The organism is Mesotoga sp., from assembly GCF_035363035.1.
In the GTDB taxonomy this organism is placed as follows: domain Bacteria; phylum Thermotogota; class Thermotogae; order Petrotogales; family Kosmotogaceae; genus Mesotoga.
Genome location: NZ_DAOSEH010000012.1, coordinates 1 through 20,286 on the forward strand (window position 1 = coordinate 1; position 20,286 = coordinate 20,286).

The window sequence follows — 20,286 nt, forward strand, 5'->3', positions numbered from 1 at the left end:
TTCAGCACTCTCTTTTCCTTCCAGAGTTTTATTCTTTCGCGTCTCTGCAAAACCGTTGGCTCGAAACTGAGACCGTTTCCGTAAAGAAGATCGGAAACTCCCGTGAAGGTGTATTTCTCTTTATAAAGACCGTCGTCGACATCGCTGACGGTATCCTCCGGTTCGTGGTAGGTCGTTATAACGCCCTCGTAATTTCTCAACACCACAACCCTGTCGGATTCGGAGATGTTGTACTGCGGCATGACTCTGATCTTGCCGCCTCCCCCCGGAGCATCGACGACGAAGGTCGGAACGCAGAAGCCGGATGTGTTTCCGATCAGGGCCTCCATAATGCCAATGCCCTTCCTGATCGAGGTTCTGAAATGTCCGATCCCCTGCGAGAGATCGCACTGGTATATGTAGTACGGCCTGACCCTTATCTCCACGAGCCTGTGGACCAGTTCCATCATTATGTAAGGCGAATCGTTTACTCCCCTGAGGAGAACCGATTGATTGCCCAGCGGTATGCCTCCGTCCGAGAGCATTTCGCAGGCCTTCTTCGAATCGGGCGTTATCTCCAGCGGATGGTTGAAATGGGTGTTGATCCACACGGGATGATACTTTCTCAGCATGGCGACCAGTTCGGGCGTTATCCTCTGGGGCAGGACCACCGGGGCTCTGGTGCCCAGCCTTATTATCTCCACGTGGGGTATTCTGCGAAGCTCGCTCAGTATGTACTCCAGGAAGTCGTCTCCCACAAGCAACGCGTCGCCGCCCGAGAGGAGAACGTCCCTCACCTCGGGAGTTTCCTTTATGTACTCCACGGCCGCGTCTATCTCCTTCTTGGTCCTGGGCCTGTCTAGCTGACCGGCGAATCTTCTCCTCGTGCAGTGCCTGCAGTACATCGAGCACTGATCGGTGATGAGAAAAAGCACCCTGTCGGGATAGCGGTGAGTCAGACCGGAAACGGGCGAGTCCTCGTCTTCGTGGAGCGGATCGACCATGTCCCACCTGTCTATGTTCAACTCCCTGTCTGTCGGAACGGCCTGCCTCCTTATAGGACACCTCTCGTTTCTCGGGTCCATGAGAGTTGCGTAGTAAGGAGTGATGGACATTCTGAGCGTTCTCAGACACTCGGAAATGCCCAGAGCCTCCTCCTCGGTTATCTCTATTACCTGCCGGAGCGCCTCGACGCTTTTCACCCTGTTTGCCACCTGCCAGCGCCAGTCGCTCCACTGCTCGGAGGTGACGTCTTTCCAGAGCGGGATATCTCTGTAATCTCTCATATGTCTCACCTCAAACGTATAATCTCTCGAACAACTCCCTGATGGCCACGGACTCTCTCAAAATGTCCAGCGCGAGGGAAGCGTGGCCCCTGGTGTAACCGTTACCGACTATCATGGTTATATCTTTACCGACGCCTTCGGCTCCGAGCGCGGCTCTGGCGAAAGAGGTCGCCATGCTGAAGAAGTAAACGATCCCCCCCTCGCGGGTGACTAGAATCGAGCTCATCTCGGTCGCCTGAACGTTGACGTTGTTTATCACGATATCGCAGAGAGCCTCTCCAGTGATCTCCTTCACTTTCTCGTACACCTCGAGCGGTCTGGTGGCGTCGGCGACTATAGTATGATCGGCCAGACCCATTCTCGAAAGTCTGTCGGCGTTTTCGGGCGAATACTCGACCGCTATAACCCTTCCTCCCGCCCCCGCTTTCTTTTTGGCCTGGTAACAGCAGAGCAGGCCGGATTTTCCACCGGCACCGATCACCGCCACGTTCATTCCCGGCTTCACCAGTTTATCTACCTGGGCAGGCGCACCGGCAACGTCCAGAATGGCAAGGGCCAGTCTGTCGGGCATATCTTCGGGCAGCCTGGCGTAGATGCCACTCTCAAAAAGCACGGCTTTGCCGCGAATATCTACCTGGTCCTTATCCATGTGGATCTTCCCTATCTTCTCTATCAGGAGAGGCGTTAAAGACAGCGAAACCAGGGTCGCTATCCTGTCGCCCGCTTCGAGGTCCCTGCCCTTCAGGAGACTCCCTATCTCCGCGACTCTTCCGATCAACATGCCGCCCGACCCCGTGACCGGATTCTGGAGCTTTCCCCTGCTCCTGACGATATCTGTTATCATAGCGGCGACGGCTTCTTCACTGTCGCCACAAACACTCTTTATCTGCGTGAAACTGGCAGAATCGACGTTGAGCGTCTGCACATCTATCAGTATCTCATTATCCCTTATGCGGGGCGTGTTATCAATGCGTTTCGCCGCCTGGGGAAGACTCCCCTCCGGCTCGATGACTCTGTGGCTTCCGAACGGACACCCTTTCATGCTTACCTCCCGCCTCAGTTACTTATTCCCAGTATGGCTCTGGCCTCGTCAGGAGAGGCGATCTCTCTTCCGTACTCCCTCGCGATTCTGGCGATACGTTCTACCAGCTGGGCGTTGGAGGTCGCCAGCTCGCCTTTCCGGTAGTATATATTATCTTCGAACCCCACCCTTACGTGGCCGCCCATCGGTATGGCGTGGACCGTCAGCGGAAGCTCGTAACGCCCGATACCGGCCACCGTCCAGGTGCTGCCTTGAGGAATAGATCTTACCATATGCAACAGATCTTCTATGTTACCGGGGCATGCGCCGGGTACGCCGAGAACGAAATCGAAATGAACGGGCGGTACGAGCAGCCCTTTCTTCACCAGTCTCAGGGCGTTTTCTATCATTCCGCGTTCGAAAATCTCTATCTCAGGCTTTATTTTACGCGAGAGCATCTCCCGCGCGAAATGCTCTATGATCTCCTGAGAGTTGAAAAAAACGTCGTCTCCGAAATTACAGGTCCCGGTCGAGAGCGTCGCCATCTCGGGATCGAGCTCTAGAGGGCCTCCCCTCTCCTGAGCCGTGTGCCATACCGCGCCGCCGGTGGAGGGCTGGAAGATGATGTTGCACTTTTCGGCTATCCTCTCCCGGATCTCTGCGTACGCCTCTTTTCTCTGGGTGGGCTTGCCGTCTACTTCGCGCGCATGGACGTGAACTACGCTCGCGCCTGCTTCGTAACAGTCGTAGGCCGCCTGCGCAATCTCCCCGGGCGTTATCGGCAGGGCCGGTTGTTGCTCTCTGGTCACCTCGGCCCCAGTCAGGGCCGCCGTTATTATGAGTTTATTCATCTTTTTGCCTCTGCTTATCCAGCGGAACCACACATGTACCACTCGCCCTGCAAACGACTACCGGCTCGTCCAGCACCTCGGCCGCCGAATCGCTTATATCAGGTCTGGCCTGTATAACCTTTGTAGCCGTGAAAACCATCTTTCGAGATGTCCTGCCCCTGGAAACTATCTCGCCCGTGACCTCTATATAATCGCCGGTGTACACGGGAGAGAGGAATTCGATACTGTCGTAGGCCCTGAACAGTCCCTCGTCGCCATCGTTTCTTATAAGCAGCTCGGTCGCAACATCGCCGAACAGCTGCAGGAGCTTCGCCCCATCGACTAGATTGCCTCCGTAGTGAGCGTCGTGAAGGCTCATTCTGATCCTGAGAATCACTTTGTTCACTTTGCATACCCCCTTTATACAATTTTGCCTTTTCGAGTCTGCCCTGGCAAAGTTGACCAACACCGGTTAGAGGCACGTGGAACTCAATATTGTACTCTATGTCCTTCTTTCTTTATGGTCATGCGTCATTTACCGCTATAACTCCCCGTAACCTCCGTGGAAAGCAGCCATTTTCTGGTATGCTATTAACAGCGAATCGAGAAAAAGGGGGAGAATTTATGGTTAAGACCCTCATCATGGCGGGAGGTATCGGCGAGCGACTTTGGCCAGTGAGCAGCGAGAAGAGACCGAAACAGTTCCACCATTTCGGATCTGCCAAAACCATGATCGAAGAGACCATCGAAAGAATGGAAAAACTAACGGGCGAACTGCTTATAATCACTACCAGAGAGCAGTTTCCATTGATTCAGTACTACACCCCTCTCTTCAAGGGGGATAACGTTATATTCGAACCGGCCGGAAGAAACACGGCGCCTGCGATCGCCCTCGGAAGTACCAGGTTCGAGGACGACGATATAATGGTAATAGTCCCGTCGGACCACATAATCAGAGATGAAGAAACCTTCCTGCGGACCATGAAGACGGCCATAGAATACGCCGGTAAACACGAAGCACTGGTAACTATCGGAATTACCCCCACATCACCCAACACAGGTTACGGCTATATAGAGAGGGGAGACTGTCTGAATGAGCGCGAAGAGGTTTTCGCCGTCAGGAAGTTCCATGAAAAACCGGACTACGAGACGGCCCAGCAATACTTTCAGTCGGGTAAGTTCTACTGGAATTCCGGTATGTTCGTCTGGAAGAAAAAAGTCTTCGACAGTGAGCTTTCGAAACACCTGCCGGAGCTGTATGAAGCGATGCTGGAGTTGAAAAAAAACCCATCGAGAATCGAAGAGATCTACGAAAAGGTCCCGCGCATATCGATAGATTACGGCCTGATGGAGAAATCCTCGAATGTAGCCACCGTTCCCGCGAACTTCTACTGGAACGATATAGGTTCCTGGGACGCGGTGTACGAACTTCTCCACAAAGATGGAAATGGAAACGCCGTCATCGGGAAGTTCTCGACGCACGACGTGAAGAACTGCCTTCTGGTCAACTATACGCAGACCAGAGTCGGTATCTCGAGCATCGAGGGCTACATCGTCGTTATGTCGGGCGAAGGTACGCTGGTATGCAGAAGGGGCGAGTCGCAGACTATAAAAGAGATCATAAAACAGCAAGGGGGATGAACGATGGACAAGAAGCTGGACGATCTGGTACTTTCATTGAAAGACGAAATGGTGAATTCGATTTCCGAATCCATCAAAATCAAATCGGTTAGGGAGAATCCGGTGGAGGGAGGACCTTTCGGCGAGGGCATTAAGAAATCGCTCGAACATACCGTGGAACTGGCCGGAAAACTGGGCTTTCAGGCCAGAAACGCCGAAGGTTACGTCGGGATAGTCGATTTCGGCTCGGGAAAGACCTTCGGAGTTCTGGGCCATCTGGATGTCGTGCCGGAAGGCGAAGGCTGGGAAGTGCCTCCATACAGCGGCCTGGTTAAGGATGGAGAGATATGGGGGAGAGGCACTCAGGACGACAAGGGCCCAATGATAGCGGCCCTCTACGCTCTCAAAGCCATCAAAGAGCACTGTCCAAACCCCTCAAAGAGAATCAGGCTTATCTTCGGAACCAACGAAGAGTCGGGCTGGGAGTGCATGAAGTACTACGTCAAGCACGAAGAGATACCCGACATGTCGGTCACTCCCGACGCCGAATTTCCCGTCATCTTCGCCGAAAAGGGAATCGTCAGTTATACGATATCCTCCCGCGCGGGCAATGACGGCGAGGGACTGGTGATAGAGTCGCTCCAGGCCGGAGAGGCGGCCAACATGGTGGCATCGATCGCCAGGGCCGTTTTGAAGGGCGTAACACCGGACGTTTTCGACAAAATAAAGAACTTCAAGCCCTCGAACGAGGCAAAAATCGAGGTCAGGGAATCGGCCGGAAAGGTGGAAGTCTCTTTCACGGGCGTATCGGCCCACGGTTCGACACCTTACAAGGGTCACAGCGCTCTAGCCGCTCTGGTAGATCTACTGGCCGATCTACCCTTCTCCGATCGAGAGCTGGGCAATTTCCTGCATCTGGTGAGGTCGAAGATCGGCTACGAATTCTTCGGCGAATCTCTGGGGATAGCCGGAAGGGACTCGATGTCGGGCGAATTGACACTCAACCTCGGAACCATGAAGCTCGGCGGCGGCGAGATAAAGCTGGTCATCAACATACGCTATCCGGTCTTCTTCAACGAAGCCATGGTAAGGACCCAGATCGAAGAAGCCTTCAAAGGGTGCAGGGTTGAGATGCACAACAACAAGAACCCTCTATACGTCTCGCCCGACTCCGATCTGGTCAAAATGTGCAGGCAAGTGTACAGAGAGATGACCGACCACGACGAAGACCCGATAGCCATCGGCGGCGGAACTTACGCAAGGGCGGTGCCGAACGCGGCGGCCTTCGGGGCTCTGTTTCCAGGGGGTATCGAGAGGGCTCACCAGCCGAACGAGAGAGTTTCCATAGACGATATACTGATGGTCGCCAGGATTTACGCTCAGCTCTTCCTCAGGTTTCTGCAATCTTGAAGTGAGAGAGTAAATCAAGCCTAACAACGGGCGCACCGGCCGGTGCGCCCGTTTTATTTGAAAACCTGCGGCTTCAATCGACCACGTTCCGTACCCACTTCCCGGTCTTCGTTCTCCAGATGCCCAGTATCGCCTTGACCAGCTCCTCGACCATCATCACGATATAAACGGCCGGAAGAGACCACTTCAGAACCAGCCCGGCGATCGCGACTAGGGGGATTCCGACACCCCAGAGAGAGAAGATCTCCATTAGCATGGCGGCCTTCGTATCGCCGCCGCTCCGCAATATCCCCACGATGTTGACGGCGTTGAACATCTTTATCGGTTGGGCAAGTCCCACTATGACTACTACTGTCAGCACGATATCCTTGAGAGTCTGATCGATGTTATAGAGCTGTACGATGAAACGCGAGAGGAAGATTATCATCAGCCCCGTGGCGACAGCCGTGATCACGGTAAGCTGAATCAGCTTTCGCGCATTGAACCTGGCCTGCGTGAAATTGTTTCTTCCCAGCTCTGAGCCCACCATCACCACCGTGGCCGATGCCAGTCCTCCAAAGATAACGAACCCGAAGTTTTCTATCGTGCTGGAAATGTTCCTGGCGGCGATGAACTCAGTCCCCATCCTGGCCATCACCAGCGAATAGACTGTGACTCCCAGGCTCCAGAGAAACTCGTTGAAGATCACGGGCGTCGCGTACTTCATTAGCCGCCTGAAAAATGGGCCGTCGAACCTGAAGGCCCACAGGGTGAACCTTATGGGTGTTAATCTTCTCAGGGCGATATACAAAAAGATGAAAAACTCGGCAATTCTGGCCACCAGTGTGGCGACGGAAGCGCCGAAAACTCCCATGGCCGGAATCGAACCGAGACCGAAGATCAGTATGTAGTTGCCCACGGTGTTTATTGAAAGGGCCACCAGACTTATGTACAGCGGTATCCGCGCCTTTTCGACCGTTCTCAGAGCCATCGCCATAATGAAGGAGAAAGACGTCAGAAAAGTCGAGAAGGCCACGGGACGTGCGTATTCCGTACCGAGCCTTATCACTTCGGTGTCGGAGGTGAAGATCTTCAAAATCCCCTCGGGAAAGACGTATAGGAGCACGAAGAAGACCGTTGCCGCACCCATGGTGATGTATATTATATGTCCCAGCGTTCTCTCTATACTCTTTTCGTCGCGCTTGCCCCAGTACTGGGAAACGAAGATCCCGGCGCCGCTGGATGCCCCGAAAGTGAAGAGGTTCAAAATAAAGACTACCTGGTTAACCAGTCCAACGGCCGCTATCGCCGTTGTGCCAAGCTGTCCGATCATAAGGTTATCAACCAGGTTGAGACCTGTGGATATAAGGTTTTGTAGGGTTATCGGGATCGCGATAGAAAGTATCCGCCGTGTGAATTCTTTCATGAGTTCCTCCTAAATCTAGACGCCGTAGAATTATACAGTCTATCTTTTCAGAAGACAACTTGAGAGTGTATAAAGCTGGCACACACACGTTGAAATGAGGTATAATCTAGCTTCAAAGGGAGGGAAGAACTTGTTCTATCTAGACATGACACTGAGGCTCTTCAGCGCGCTGCTAGCCGGAGCGCTGATCGGAGTCACCAGAGAGAGAATTCACAAACCGGCCGGACTGAGGACTCATGCCCTTATCTGTGTCGGGGCGGCCTTCATAACAGTGCTATCGACCACGGTATTTATAACTGACGACCATGGCGACCCTGGGAGAGTGGCGGCGCAGATCGTTTCGGGAATAGGTTTTCTGGGCGCCGGAACGATATTGAAAAAGGGCTTCTCGGTGAAGGGACTGACCACAGCCGCCACACTCTGGGTAACGGCCGCCGTCGGAATGGGTTTCGGCGCGGGAGAGTATCTGCTCTCTTCGGTCGTGACGGTTTTCGCCCTCACGATTGTCCTCTTCCTGAAGAGAATCGAACTCCTCCTGGGAGGCAGAAACCTCCCGAGGATAATAATAACCGCCAGAGAGAACAAAGACCTGCTCGGCAACATCACTAACTGGTTCAAAGACAACGCCATCACCGTCGAGTCGATCGACGTCGAAGAGGACGAGGACAACGTAAGCATACTCGTCGAGATAAGCAAGGGCGACGTGATTAAGGCCAAACAAATGATGATCGATCTGACAAGAATAGAAGGAGTCAGGGGGGCGGAAATACGCTAGAGCGAAACTTGCAGATCGAACACAATAAGATCATATAGATTTTATGGTGTTTCTTCCAGAGTTCTTCGCCTCGTACAGAGCGCTGTCGGCAAGAGCGACTAGTTCCTCGAAGGAGCCTGTGCCGTCCCTTGTGGTAGTGAGTCCGAAGCTGAGCGATAACTCCCGTCCCTTCAGCGAAGGTTCTTTAATCTTTCCTACAGCCACTCTTATCCTATCTAGCACTCTCAGCGTGGATTTTAAATCGCAACCGGGGAAGAGTATTATGAATTCATCTCCTCCGAACCTGCCAAACACATCGGACTCTCTTATATTATCCTTGACGATTTTAGTGACCTCTTTGAGAACTAAATCACCCACTTCGTGGCCGCAGGAATCGTTTATCGCCTTGAAGTTGTCGAGATCGTAAATCGCCAGAGAAAGGCTTTTGCTTTCTCTGGATGCTTTAAGAAACTCGACTTTTGTCTTGTCGAAGAAGCCTCTCCTGTTGTAAATTCCTGTCAGAGGATCTGTAAGGGCGATCGTTTTCAACTCTTCGTGGAGTTCAACGTTGATGAGCGATAAACCCAGAACGCTCCTGATATTTCCCAGTACGGCGAGATAGCGATCAACATACTCTGGAAAGGCGATTTTCGAGATCTTCAACGCTCCGAGCAATTTATCGTCATGCCGGATCTTCATCCAGAGGTCTCTGCCGCCTTCGAGCGAGAAGATATCTTCGGGATTTTCCGGGATCTGTAGAACCTCTTCGGCGCCTGTCGAGCCTCTTGCAGATGAGTAAATCTCTCTCCAGCCGTCCCGAAACTTTTCGAAGAAAAGGACTTCCTCTGGAGCGAAAAGCGCTTCGGCGAGTGTGGATATTTTCTCCAGGACTTCGTTCACAGAATTCAGACTGGCTATCTCCATGAGGACTTCGTTGATCATCGCATAATCGGCTATCTGCCTGTGGAGATCGAAATCGAGCGCCTCTTCGAAAAGGCCCATCTTCCGCGCCATTCTGTCGTAAACAGAGGCCAGAACGAGGTTTTTCGCATAATCAAGCCCTATATCGATCACATCCGTCGGGAGCTTTACGGCTTTGGCAAAATCGGCGAGTTCACGTTCCGGGTTTTCGATTACCCCGGTTTTAAGGTGAACGATCGATGAGGAGAACTCTCCCATGAAGCCCAAGGTCTTAGAAGGATCGAAGCCCCAGTTTCTCAAATGCTCTCTCCATTGAGAAAGCCAGCCATCCGTTACTGAATAGGAATTCCTTTCTATCTGCTGCTGCAAAATGACTTTGCAGGCCACGAGCTCCTGGCAATAATCGTACGCAATGTGCGTTATTTCAGGTCTTTCACGCATGTATTTTAAAACCGGACAGGACCTGGGAGCGAAAAGGAAGTGAAACTTCTCGCCCGAAGAGCTCAAAACATCGTGGAGAATTTCGCGCGTATCTGACGGGGGCGAAACTTCGCACAAAGCCGGATAAAAGCAAAAACTCATCCCCTGAAACTCATTGTGGGTGCTTATCTTAAGCATCTCCTGTTGGAAATTGGAGCAGGCTACCACCACGATCTTCTTCATCGCGTAATTCCTTCCGAGAGCGGGTACTCGCCCCATCTATGCACGGCCTCGGAAATCGCCTTCAAAACCTCATCGGAAACCTGGAAAGGGATTTCGCCGTGGTTATCCGACAGAACAAACCCTCCACCCTTTGCCCCCTGCTCGATCGCTCTTCTGACAGTCTCTTCGGCTTTTTTTCGATCCCAGGATATCATCTCAACACCGTTCAAATTGCCTATAAGCGAGAGTTTCAGACCCGAAGCTTTCTCCTTCAGTTTCGGTATGTTCTCCAGAGCGCTGAAGCCAATCGCAACGGTTCCGGTTGCCGGGAGCAAATCCAGAATATCCATACAAAGACCTGAAGCGAAATGCATCGCCACGAGTGCCTTTATTCTGGAGATAACTTCCTTCGCGATCTGGTATCCAGTAGCTTTGAAAGTTTCAACGTCCGTTATGCTGGGCGAGGAAAGAGGATCGAAATAACAGATCGCGGTCGCTCCGGCCTCTATCTGAGCGTTTGCCCACCTCACACTGAACTCCTTGTTGAATCTCATCAGTCTGTCGAAAAAGGCCCTATCATCGTAAAGGATATCCAGGTATCTCTCGAAGCCCATCTGCATCACCGGCAGCGAAAAGGGCGAAATGACAACACCTAAGACCGGAACACCACCCCTTCCATCCTCCTTGAGAGCGTTTATCGCCTTCAACACACTCTGTAGAGGGCGGACCGTTCTCGGATCAGGCATCGCCAATCTTTCAATATCTTCGACTTTCTTTATGATCGGCTCCCCTGCATTTGGAGGTCCATCCTCGCTGTAAACTACATCGCCGCCAAGCGCCTCTATCTCTCTCCCGGCGTAGAAGAAGGGAAAATAACAATCGTTGTCGTACTTTCTTCGCAGTAAGATCTGACCCCTGACAACATTCTCCGCGCTGGAAAAATACTCACGTATGGTCATGCCAAGTTCCTTCGCGCCGTGCATAGTCAGAAGCAAGAATAGCGGTACCCTGTCGGGTTCCTGAAAGCTGAGGGATTTTAGGACTCTCTCCATCGAAGTTATTTCGCTCATCTCGAATCTCCCGTGATCTCGTTTATTATATCGATAGCTTCGGCTGCCGTCTTTCCGTATCTATCGGCTTTAACTCTTCTCCAGAGTGTTTCGTCGGCGTTGAAAGGCGCACCTCCGACGACCACCCTTGTTTGAAATCCCCTTCCTTTGAGCTCTGTGATGAAGCTCTCGATCTTCAGGGCAGAGTGGAGCATCAAAACAGAGATTAGAAGAATCTCCACGTCGTATTTTTTAACGGCGCCAAGTAGCTCTTCATTGCTTGAAAGCGATCCCAGATCCACTATTTCATAGCCTGAAGATCTCAGGAAACTCCTCACTATCCTCTTCCCGAGAGTGTGTCGATCGTACAGAGTCACAATCGCGATTCGTGCGCTGTCGTCTTTCTTATGCTCCCTATCGCGGGCGAACTCATCCAAAAGACGTTCGGAGATCTTGCCCGAGATATAGACCTGCGAAAGCGAGGCGCTCCCGTCTGCCCAGGACCGGCCGATCCTATCCAGCGCATCTACCAGGAAACTGTCAACAGCCACCTGTAAACCGTGTTCTGACACGATCAGGCCGAACTGCTCTCTGACTCTGGAATAACTGGCTGAAAGAAACGCTAATTCCAGATCGCTCGAAGTTATATCCACCTCAACCACTCCTGTGAAAAGAGAACTCTCTCGTTTATGCTCCATTTTACACAAAAAACATGCAAAACAGTGCCACCGACTCTACAATTCCGGACAGTTGACCGTTTTTTTGGTAGAGCGATCCGTGCTATACTTTTTCGAGAACGTTTCAATCGGGGGGCGCACTGAATGCAACTTTTCAACTCAAGGCTTCTCAGAGAGAGGATGCAAAGATTCTCCTTTCCCGCCGGCGGGGAGTTTAAGAAAAAGATAAATGTGATAGCCAAGTGGCAAAAGTCTTTGAGAGATAGCGACTTGAGTAAAACAAAAGAGATTTCGATACAGGGCCTGTTTCTCTCTAAATTCTTCGGCGAGGTACTCGGCTACACAACGCAGGCCGATGGAAAGAAGGAATGGAACCTGACGCAACACCCGGGCAACGACATAGACGCCAGGATTCCCGATGGTTCTCTGGGTTTCTACTCGAGCGATAAGAGTACAACGAAAGCCGTAATAGAGCTGAAAGACGCCATGACTTCTCTGGACAGGAGACAGTCTGCCCGGAGAGAGAACTTCACTCCCATCGAACAGTCTTACCTTTACGCTACCAAGTACGACGGCTGCAACTGGATAATAGTATCCAACATACGCGAAATAAGGCTCTACAACAAATCGAAAACCCAGAGCTACTACGAAAGTTTCAACGTTCTCCAGCTCGAAGAAGACGAGCAATTCAAGCGCTTCTATTTCCTCATGTCGAAGGATAATCTGCTCGGAGACGGTGCGTTATCACCTTTGGACGAGCTTTTGCAGACAAGCGAGGCGCAGGAAAAGAGCATAAGCGGGGATTTCTACAGCGCTTACAGGGAGCTCCGTCTGAAGCTATTCAAGCATCTCAGGGAGAACAACGTCGGATACGACAGTTCTATTCTTCTTGAAAAGGCCCAGAAATTACTCGATCGGGTCGTCTTCATTCTCTTCTGCGAGGACAAAGGACTTCTACCCAGGGAGATACTCAAAAGGGCCTTCGAGCGAGGGGTCTCCTCCTTCCTGGACTCCGACCAGAGAGTCTGGCTCGAAATGAAGGGTCTTTTCAAGGCCATAGACAGAGGAAACGACAAAGTGTCGCCGCCGATCAACGGCTACGACGGGGGACTCTTCGCTTATGACGGCCTGCTCGATTCGCTGCGTATAGGCGACGCGATCTGGAAAGAAATAGTGGAACTGGCCGGGTACGACTTCGAAAGCGATCTTAACGTCAACATACTGGGACACATCTTCGAGCAATCGATCTCCGATCTTGAACAGTTACGAAGCGAATTCGACGGGCTGGAACTCCATACGAGCAGGGCGAACCGCAAGAAACAGGGGATCTTCTACACTCCTGAAAACATAACTCACTACATCGTGGAAAACACTCTGGGAAGATATCTGGAAGAACACCCCGATAGATTACCCGTCATACGGATACTCGACCCCGCCTGTGGCAGCGGCGCCTTCCTCAACCAGGCGCATACCTATCTTCAGAAGGCCTGGAAGAGCGCCTACGAACAGGGGGAAATCAAAAGCAAGGATGCCAGGTATGGAACTCTCTTCGATTACAACCCGGCGGAAAACGACAGAACGATTCTCCTCAACAACCTGTACGGTGTAGATCTGAACGAGGAGAGCGTCGAGATCACCAAACTTTCACTCTGGTTGAAGACTGCCAGAAGTGATGAGCCGCTGGAAAATCTTGACAGAAACGTTCGTTGTGGTGACTCGCTCGTCCAATCGAGAGAAATAGCCGGCGAGAAGGCTTTCGAGTATCGCAAAGAGTTCGGAAAAGTCTTCGAAGAAGGTGGGTTCGATATAGTGATAGGCAACCCCCCTTACGTCAGGCAGGAACTCCTTTCACCGGAACTGAAGGAATACTGCTCCCTCAATTTCGAAACCTACAGCGGCGTGGCCGATCTCTACGTCTATTTCATTGAGAAGGGTCTGGCGCTTCTTCGCGAGGGCGGTTATCTGAGCTTCATAGTATCCAACAAATTTCTCAGGGCCAATTACGGAAAAAAGCTGACAGGATATATACAGAAGAACTACACGCTTGTGGAACTGATGGATTTCGGAGACCTGCAGGTCTTCGAAGATGCAACGACCTATCCCTGCATAATAACTATAAAGAAAACCATTCCCGAAGGACCGATGACTTTCAAGTACCTGAGATTGGAAACCCTCGAAGTAGCCGATCTAAGAGCGGAACTCGAAGAGAAGGGCTACGAAGTCACTATAACGCCCGATTCCGGCGGTTGGTCGCTCGAAAACCGGAGATCCAGAAACCTGCTGGAGAGGATAAAAGAACTCGGAGTTCCTCTGGGCGAGTATGTGGGTGAAAATGCTTTCTATGGCATAAAAACTGGGCTGAGCGAGGCTTTCGTTATAGACGGACAAAAGCGGAAGGAACTGATCGAGAAAGACAGTAAATCGGCGGAGATAATCAAACCTCACATAACTGGCAGAGAGGTCAGACGCTACTCAATCGACTGGGAAGGGAAGTATTTGATATTTTCAAGGAGAGGAATAGATATAACTCGATACCAGGCGATAAATGAATATCTCGAATACTACCGAGAGAGGCTTGAGCCGAAGAAAGAAAATTCCCAGAAGATCGGTAGGAAACCAGGTAATTATGCATGGTATGAGATTCAAGATTCGGTTGAATACTACGAAGCCTTCGAACGGCCGAAGATCAGTTACCAGAAATTCCAGGTGTCTCCGGCCTTCGCCATAGATGCCAGGGGCGAATTCCTGACCAACGATGCGGTATGGAACATCGGAATGGAAGATTACGTCCTGCTCGCCACTCTGAACAGCATTCTGGGTTGGTACTTGATCTCGCGCCATTGCACGGAGATTCAGAACGGCTACCAGCTCATCTGGACTTACCTGAAAAACGTTACGGTGGTCGTTCCGGACAGCCCGACCGGAAAATCGATAGAGGCGAAAACGAAGGAACTGATAGATCTGAAGTCAGATCTTTCCGGCAGACTCTCGAGTTGCATGGAATTGATCTCCACAGAGTACGGGCTCAAAAAAACCGGCAAAAACCTGCAACAGTTCTATCGCCTGGGCTGGAACCAGTTCGTGTGGGAGCTCGAAAAACAGAAAGCCAGACTGACACTGGGGCAGAAAGAAGAGCTCAACGGCTGGTTCAGGAAGAAGCGCGAAGAACTGAACGAACTCGAAGAGAAGATAGAACTGCTGGATCGGGAGATAAACCTTGCAATTTATGAACTATACCGGTTGAACAGGGAGGACATTGACCTTGTAGAATCTTCTGTAAAGCAGCACTGATAACCGATTGCGAGAAAATTGAAGCCCTGGATTCGCACAGATCGCCAAAGCCTTCAATAAAGCCATTCTCACCACAAACGGATTTTCCGGAAACGGAAAAACCGGCTCCGGAAAACCCGTCACTACTAAATAATGATATAACTAATAGATACTTCGTATCGTGCAGGCACGATTCAAATTCATCCTGTACAGTCTGCCCTGAAACGCTCCTGCTAAGAACCGTTCATGGTTGTGCAGGGACGGCTCTTAACGCTCTATCAAAAAACCGGTGTTTGCTAGAACAGCCTCCATACGAGCTTTTCGTTCATCTCTATCACATTGTCCGTCAAAGGATCTCCCGGGTATATTATTACAGTTCCATCGCCCACTGGATACTCTCCGGCTTCTCCCTCGAGCGTGGAGATTCCATCGAAGGAAATTCCTTCTACCGACACGATCTCGCCGGACTGAACCCCGCCAAAAGTCACGGGAAGGCCCAGATCCGCGAGAAACTTGTTGTACGTGTCTATGATATCCTGGCCCACGGTCTCACCTGTACCGGTTATTATTAGCGTGCCGCCCTTCCGCACGAAATCGGCGATGATACCGGCCTGAGCAGACATGAGCATTTTGAGCCTTTCGAAGGATCCGCCCGTCCCCGGAAGCGGCATTATCAAGACATTTATATTGTCCAGTTCTCCAGTCTTGAGAAGCCTTTCGACGGTCGAGTATTTGTGGCCGAATTCCTGGAGTGTCGTCGATAGCTTTTCTCGCCTGTCCATGGCGTAATTCACGTGGCTCCTGTCCAGGAGAACGTTGAGCGAGGTCGCCTCTCTCAACTTGAGAGATACGCTCGAATAAGGCACGCTATCAAGGTAGAAATCTATCCTTTCGTCACCGTTTCCGGTCGTGTGCGGGAGAGTGACCTCCCTGGACTCGTAGGCCGTCAGCAAATAGCTCTCCTGAAGGATCACGCCGTGAAGATTGCGCAGTTCTAGAGTGGTCGAGGCCTCCTGCGAGGAGGTGTTCGAGATCTGGAAGGAAAGGATCACTTCCTCTCCCGGCTTGACGTTCGAGGGATGAACGGCCGGATTGTAAAGGTGAACGGGATCGCTTCTCTGAACCCAGATGGGCGAGGAAACCACTTCTTCACCGTCCCTGGCCTTCGCGTACACGAAGAAGTATTCATAACCGGTCTCTATATCCAGCCGGAGCTCCATCTCGAAGAGCGAATCGTTCACGTCGAAATGAGCGAGAAGACCCGTTCGCGAGTAGATCTCGACAAATTCCAGATCGTCCCCGGTTTCATCTTTTATCGAGACTTTGAGGTTGATCTCCTCCAGATCGTGAAGGATATCGCCCATGAAGCCGCTGTCAGCCGAGAAGGAGAGAAGGATATCTCTGTCCTCGCTGGCGTATACTCTGCGCTCGCTGAAGGCTTTGAGGATCTCCTCTTGGGTAAGACCGGAAGCGTAAACGACGGCTCTTGAATCGTTCGCGCCGCCCCAGTTGGGCTTATGGTTATCCTGTCCGAGGGTGGCGCCGAGATGCCAGCCTTTTAGCAGGGCCAGCCGGTAAGCCTGGAACATCTCTTGCGAGATCGTCTCGTTTTGCCACCAGTTACCGTTTCCGACCTCTATCAGATTCACATAAAGATCGGCCTGAGGAACGTAATGGAACTGCTTGAAATTATCTCCAAACATCGTGATAGGGTGATTGAACTGTCCCACGGCCTTCCTTTCGATAATCCAGTCGTACAGCTGCCGCAGGTCCGATTGGACTCTGTCGGTCCAGTCTTGCGTTCCGTAAACGTTTATATGGCCCGTTCCGGTCGCCGTCCATTCGAAACCGGCAAAGGCTAGAAAAGACCCCGTAGTAGCTTTCTGCGCCGCTTCGATCGTGGCGGTCAGCTTGTCCCTTCCGTCGGGAAGAGTCTGAACGAAGTAATAACCGTGATCGGTAACTGCCAGAAAGTCGAGTCCGGGAACTTTTGAGCCGAATTCGTAGGCCTCTTCGGGCGTACCCGTGCCGTCGGAATAAGATGTATGCGAATGCGGATTGCCGTAAAACGGCTTTAAATCGTTCGCGACGACCGCGTACGCAAGAAGTGCGAATAAAACTACAATTACTAACCTTCTCATCGAATCACCCTTTCATTCAATGTTTTGAAACGTCAATTAGCTTTTTCCCGTTTTCTTATTCTAGCTTTTCTGAACCAGAAGAAGTACAGCGCCAATATATACGCAGCCAGACCCAGCAGGAAGTACAGATAGTATATTGGTTTGCCTTCTCTGTAACCGAGTATCGGAATGTTCAAAAGTACTAGCATCGGGATCCCGAGAAAAAGCGCCAGTCCACTCCCGAAGACCATATCCTCTGCCGTACCCGTTTCGAACGTGGGATCGACCTCTCTCAAAAGAGCCATACCGGTCGATAGGGTTCCGGTATGCATTCCAAAAAAGGTCACTATGTGTTCCAGAGGGGCTTTTTCGTATATTCTCTTACCGAACCATATAGAATAGCCGGCGATGAAGAACCCCCCGATGGTTGTGAGAATTATTATCGGCCAGATATAGTGTTGAATTACCGAGAAAGAGATTCCAGCAATCGAAGCCGCAACCATGAAATCGAATACACCACCGCCGATTCTCTGAAGCAGAAAATCGTTCATATACTCGATTTCGTACTTTTCAGACTTTCGGGATCTTTCGTATATCGCCCTGAAGGCCATCGCAAATAGAACCCCTATGACAAAATGGAAACCCCACAAAACCTGGGCGAAAGTCTCTCCGAAAGTACCTAACCCTCCTATCAGGCTGGTGAACCACTTCAAGAAAAGGTACGTGGCCAGATAGACGATGCCAACCGCCAGAATCTGGATCGTAAAGCCGTCGATATCGGAGAACTCGAAGTCCCTTATCGTCGCCTCGATCCTTTTCCTCACGGTTGGTCTTTCGATCTGGATGCCTATCTGTTTCTTTCTGTAAACCATCGTGTTGAGCATCACGATACCACCGAAGGCCGACCAGAGAAAACCGAGAGTGGCCACGCTCAACCCAACCGCACCACCGCCGGTGAAACCGAGAGCCTCCCACTGACTGCCGAGAGAATAAGCCTGTCCGGGACCCTGAGCAAAACCGAGAGCCAGCAGCAGACCGAAAGGTGGGAAGAGATCTTTGAAGAAAAGCCCCACCAGTGCTATACCGATTATGAATCCAACGAAACCCTGAAGGGCATACGATATGCTTATCAAAAAGCCGGTGTTGACGGACGACTTTGCCGTCGAACGCCTGGTCTTCTTCAGCGCGATGGCGATGAAACCGACGGCCATCAGGTGATAAACGAGATTTCCAAGACGGTCGTAAGAAAAAGGTATCAGTTTCAGAACCTCCGGTCCCAGGAGAATTCCCAGAAAGCCCGCTATAACCGAATTCGGAATAAGAATCTTGCTCAGAGGCGTGAGAATCCTTTTGAGGACAGAAGCAACTCCCAGCAGGATAGACAGGTAAGCAAAATCCAGTACGACGGTCCAATCCTGATCCATATAATCACCTTCTTTTTTCGGAACAAAGCTATTTTATCAAATTGTCTTCAAGTTAATTCCCCTCTTCTTTGTTAGAATTGACTTGACAAAAAAGGAGGAAATTTGCAATGACATTTACACCGCTGGGTGGCGGCAGGGAGATAGGGGCAAACTCTTACCTCTTGAGCCTTAACGGGAAGAAGATACTTATCGACGCGGGGAGGCACCCTGTGAAAGAAGGCTACGACTCGCTGCCCGAACTCGACACAATAGACGATATCGATGTTATAATCATCTCTCATTCCCACTACGATCATATATCTTCATTGCCGTATATCTCTACCATATGGCCCAAAGCTCCCGTCCTTATGGCCCAGGAGAACAAGGGGCTGGCCCTGAGGATTCTTCAGAACTCCGTAGAAGTGATGAAAAAGAAAAACGAGAAAGACGGCGAGCAGCCCGTTCTCTACAACCACGGGGAGGTCAACGAACTCAAACGCCGCATCTACCCCATGGAGTATTTCCAGAGATACACGATTGACGACACCATAGAAGTAGCGCTCTACCCGGCCGGTCACGTCATGGGAGCCGCTTCGATATACCTCGAACACAACGGGCACAGGATACTGTACTCGGGCGACTTTTCCCTCTCACAGCAGCTGACTATACCGCCGGCCCAGCCGCCGCTTAAGGTCGAAACTCTAATATCGGAAGGTACCTATGGCTCGAAGGAAAACCAGCTAATCACACGTTTCAGCGAAATCGAGAGACTGAGCAAGTCAGTTAAGAGGGTACTCGAAAACAAAGGTCGGGTTCTTCTTCCCGTCTTCGCGCTGGGCAGGGGCCAGGAAACGATCTACATGCTCATGGGGCTCATGGAAAGAGGAAAGATCCCGACCGTGCCGATCTACACCAACGGAATGGTGGCCTCGATCAGCAACCTGTACATGAGCAACTACGAAAGAATCAGCGACAAAGACAGGAAATGGTTCATGCAAAACTTCCAGAAAATGGTCACCGTGGCGCCGAAGAACATAGAAAGACTCCTCTTCTCGAACGAACCGGCGATCTTCGTCTTCTCGGCCGGGATGTTAGTGGAAGAGACCCTGTCCTACATATTCGCCAGAGAAATGCTCCAGAGCGAGCACGACGGTATCTTCTTCATGGGTTACCAGAGCCCTGAATCCGACGGCTACAGAGTGCTGCAGGCTCACAAGGGCGGCGAGAAACAGATAACCCTTGGAGAGGAAACCATAGATATGAAATGCAAAAACATAGATATATTCAACTTCTCCGGTCATGCCGATTACCAGGAGCTTCTAGAATTACCGAGAAGACTCGAACCTGAGAAATTAATCTACGTACACGGTGATGAGGCCGCGCTCGAAAACCTCGCGGAAGAACTCCAGTATGAATTCCAGATAGAGATACCGGCAAACCTTCAAACTGTGGAGCTCTAGATTGCTTGACAAGGTCTAGGGGTGATGTTATCATAGTTTACGGTTGCCGGGGTGGCGAAACTGGCAGACGCAACGGACTTAAAATCCGTTGGGGCGAGGGCTCCGTGTGGGTTCGATTCCCATCCCCGGCACCATGCAAGCAGAAAAGCAGGTCATTCACATAAAAGTGATTTTGACATACGGTGCGGGGTGGAGCAGTCTGGCAGCTCGTTGGGCTCATAACCCAAAGGTCACAGGTTCAAATCCTGTCCCCGCTACCATTATCAGGCGGTGTAGCTCAGCTGGCTAGAGCATGCGGTTCATACCCGCAGAGTCGTCAGTTCGATTCTGACCGCCGCCACCAGTAATGTTAGTACAATTGTTACTGAACAAAACGAAAAAAGACCCCGGAATAACCGGGGCTTTTTCTTTGTTAATTATATCTAGATCCAGTTCAGGA

General features: G+C 51.3%; 15 protein-coding genes and 3 tRNA genes. 8 read left to right on the forward strand and 10 right to left on the reverse strand.

Annotation, left to right across the window (positions count from 1 at the left end):
* From kamA to kal, 4 genes are all read right to left on the reverse strand, one after another.
* Positions 1-1,265: lysine 2,3-aminomutase (gene kamA, locus PKX57_RS03615; RefSeq protein ID WP_472416043.1), on the reverse strand; the 1,265-nt coding region annotated here is incomplete at its 3' end.
* Positions 1,266-1,275: 10 nt separating this feature from the next.
* Positions 1,276-2,307 carry an L-erythro-3,5-diaminohexanoate dehydrogenase gene (gene kdd, locus PKX57_RS03620; RefSeq protein WP_472416045.1) on the reverse strand — a complete coding sequence of 344 codons (1,032 nt, stop codon included), beginning with the start codon at positions 2,305-2,307 and terminating at the stop codon, positions 1,276-1,278.
* A gap of 14 nt (positions 2,308-2,321) precedes the next feature.
* A complete protein-coding gene (gene kce, locus PKX57_RS03625; RefSeq protein ID WP_472416047.1) occupies positions 2,322-3,137 on the reverse strand; it encodes a 3-keto-5-aminohexanoate cleavage enzyme in 816 nt (271 codons plus the stop codon).
* Entirely contained in the window at positions 3,130-3,522 is a 393-nt protein-coding gene (gene kal / locus PKX57_RS03630) for a 3-aminobutyryl-CoA ammonia lyase (RefSeq protein WP_472416049.1), read from the reverse strand. Before kal ends, kce begins: the two co-directional genes overlap by 8 nt.
* Before the next feature lie 218 nt (positions 3,523-3,740).
* On the opposite strand from kal, the gene PKX57_RS03635 reads away from it, so the two are divergent.
* On the forward strand, positions 3,741-4,757 hold the full coding sequence (locus PKX57_RS03635; RefSeq protein ID WP_472416051.1) for a mannose-1-phosphate guanylyltransferase: 1,017 nt from the start codon (positions 3,741-3,743) through the stop codon (positions 4,755-4,757).
* Between the two features lie 3 nt (positions 4,758-4,760).
* Positions 4,761-6,146: a dipeptidase PepV gene (pepV, locus tag PKX57_RS03640; protein WP_213922554.1), complete on the forward strand. Its 1,386-nt coding sequence runs from the start codon at positions 4,761-4,763 to the stop codon at positions 6,144-6,146.
* A gap of 73 nt (positions 6,147-6,219) precedes the next feature.
* Here pepV and PKX57_RS03645 read toward each other — a convergent pair whose 3' ends face one another.
* Positions 6,220-7,551, reverse strand: coding sequence for an MATE family efflux transporter (locus tag PKX57_RS03645; protein ID WP_472416053.1), 1,332 nt, complete (start codon positions 7,549-7,551; stop codon positions 6,220-6,222).
* 130 nt (positions 7,552-7,681) lie between these two features.
* On the opposite strand from PKX57_RS03645, the gene PKX57_RS03650 reads away from it, so the two are divergent.
* Positions 7,682-8,326: an MgtC/SapB family protein gene (locus tag PKX57_RS03650; protein ID WP_214049940.1), complete on the forward strand. Its 645-nt coding sequence runs from the start codon at positions 7,682-7,684 to the stop codon at positions 8,324-8,326.
* A gap of 30 nt (positions 8,327-8,356) precedes the next feature.
* Here PKX57_RS03650 and PKX57_RS03655 read toward each other — a convergent pair whose 3' ends face one another.
* From PKX57_RS03655 to PKX57_RS03665, 3 genes are read right to left on the reverse strand one after another with little or no spacing between them, the layout of a single operon-like run.
* Positions 8,357-9,925, reverse strand: coding sequence for a diguanylate cyclase (locus PKX57_RS03655; protein ID WP_472416055.1), 1,569 nt, complete (start codon positions 9,923-9,925; stop codon positions 8,357-8,359).
* Positions 9,886-10,938: a uroporphyrinogen decarboxylase family protein gene (locus PKX57_RS03660; protein ID WP_472416056.1), complete on the reverse strand. Its 1,053-nt coding sequence runs from the start codon at positions 10,936-10,938 to the stop codon at positions 9,886-9,888. Before PKX57_RS03660 ends, PKX57_RS03655 begins: the two co-directional genes overlap by 40 nt.
* A complete protein-coding gene (locus PKX57_RS03665) occupies positions 10,935-11,570 on the reverse strand; it encodes a cobalamin-dependent protein (RefSeq protein WP_213922548.1) in 636 nt (211 codons plus the stop codon). The genes PKX57_RS03660 and PKX57_RS03665 overlap by 4 nt, the downstream gene beginning before the upstream one ends.
* A gap of 168 nt (positions 11,571-11,738) precedes the next feature.
* On the opposite strand from PKX57_RS03665, the gene PKX57_RS03670 reads away from it, so the two are divergent.
* Positions 11,739-14,885: an Eco57I restriction-modification methylase domain-containing protein gene (locus PKX57_RS03670; RefSeq protein ID WP_214047423.1), complete on the forward strand. Its 3,147-nt coding sequence runs from the start codon at positions 11,739-11,741 to the stop codon at positions 14,883-14,885.
* Between the two features lie 275 nt (positions 14,886-15,160).
* Here the strand turns inward: PKX57_RS03670 and PKX57_RS03675 are convergent, their stop codons facing one another.
* A complete protein-coding gene (locus tag PKX57_RS03675; protein WP_472416058.1) occupies positions 15,161-17,005 on the reverse strand; it encodes a CehA/McbA family metallohydrolase in 1,845 nt (614 codons plus the stop codon).
* A gap of 32 nt (positions 17,006-17,037) precedes the next feature.
* Complete coding sequence (locus PKX57_RS03680; protein ID WP_472416060.1) at positions 17,038-18,408, reverse strand: sodium/glutamate symporter family protein; 1,371 nt, start codon at positions 18,406-18,408, stop codon at positions 17,038-17,040.
* Positions 18,409-18,515: 107 nt separating this feature from the next.
* Here PKX57_RS03680 and PKX57_RS03685 point away from each other — a divergent pair, with 107 nt between their 5' ends.
* The 4 genes from PKX57_RS03685 (at position 18,516) to PKX57_RS03700 (ending at position 20,190) form a co-directional block, all read left to right on the forward strand.
* Positions 18,516-19,847, forward strand: coding sequence for an MBL fold metallo-hydrolase (locus tag PKX57_RS03685; protein ID WP_472414649.1), 1,332 nt, complete (start codon positions 18,516-18,518; stop codon positions 19,845-19,847).
* Positions 19,848-19,892: 45 nt separating this feature from the next.
* Positions 19,893-19,981: transfer RNA gene (locus tag PKX57_RS03690), tRNA-Leu, on the forward strand.
* A gap of 49 nt (positions 19,982-20,030) precedes the next feature.
* Positions 20,031-20,107 (forward strand) — tRNA-Met (locus PKX57_RS03695).
* Between the two features lie 6 nt (positions 20,108-20,113).
* Positions 20,114-20,190 (forward strand) — tRNA-Met (locus tag PKX57_RS03700).
* Positions 20,191-20,286 lie beyond the last annotated feature (96 nt).

Coding starts and splice junctions, on each gene's coding strand:
- kdd (WP_472416045.1), bottom strand. CDS start 2,307: ATGAAAGGGTGTCCGTTCGGAAGCCACAGAGTCATCGAGCCGGAGGGG.
- kce (WP_472416047.1), bottom strand. CDS start 3,137: ATGAATAAACTCATAATAACGGCGGCCCTGACTGGGGCCGAGGTGACC.
- PKX57_RS03635 (WP_472416051.1), top strand. CDS start 3,741: ATGGTTAAGACCCTCATCATGGCGGGAGGTATCGGCGAGCGACTTTGG.
- pepV (WP_213922554.1), top strand. CDS start 4,761: ATGGACAAGAAGCTGGACGATCTGGTACTTTCATTGAAAGACGAAATG.
- PKX57_RS03645 (WP_472416053.1), bottom strand. CDS start 7,551: ATGAAAGAATTCACACGGCGGATACTTTCTATCGCGATCCCGATAACC.
- PKX57_RS03655 (WP_472416055.1), bottom strand. CDS start 9,925: ATGGGGCGAGTACCCGCTCTCGGAAGGAATTACGCGATGAAGAAGATC.
- PKX57_RS03660 (WP_472416056.1), bottom strand. CDS start 10,938: ATGAGCGAAATAACTTCGATGGAGAGAGTCCTAAAATCCCTCAGCTTT.
- PKX57_RS03670 (WP_214047423.1), top strand. CDS start 11,739: ATGCAACTTTTCAACTCAAGGCTTCTCAGAGAGAGGATGCAAAGATTC.
- PKX57_RS03675 (WP_472416058.1), bottom strand. CDS start 17,005: ATGAGAAGGTTAGTAATTGTAGTTTTATTCGCACTTCTTGCGTACGCG.
- PKX57_RS03680 (WP_472416060.1), bottom strand. CDS start 18,408: ATGGATCAGGATTGGACCGTCGTACTGGATTTTGCTTACCTGTCTATC.
- PKX57_RS03685 (WP_472414649.1), top strand. CDS start 18,516: ATGACATTTACACCGCTGGGTGGCGGCAGGGAGATAGGGGCAAACTCT.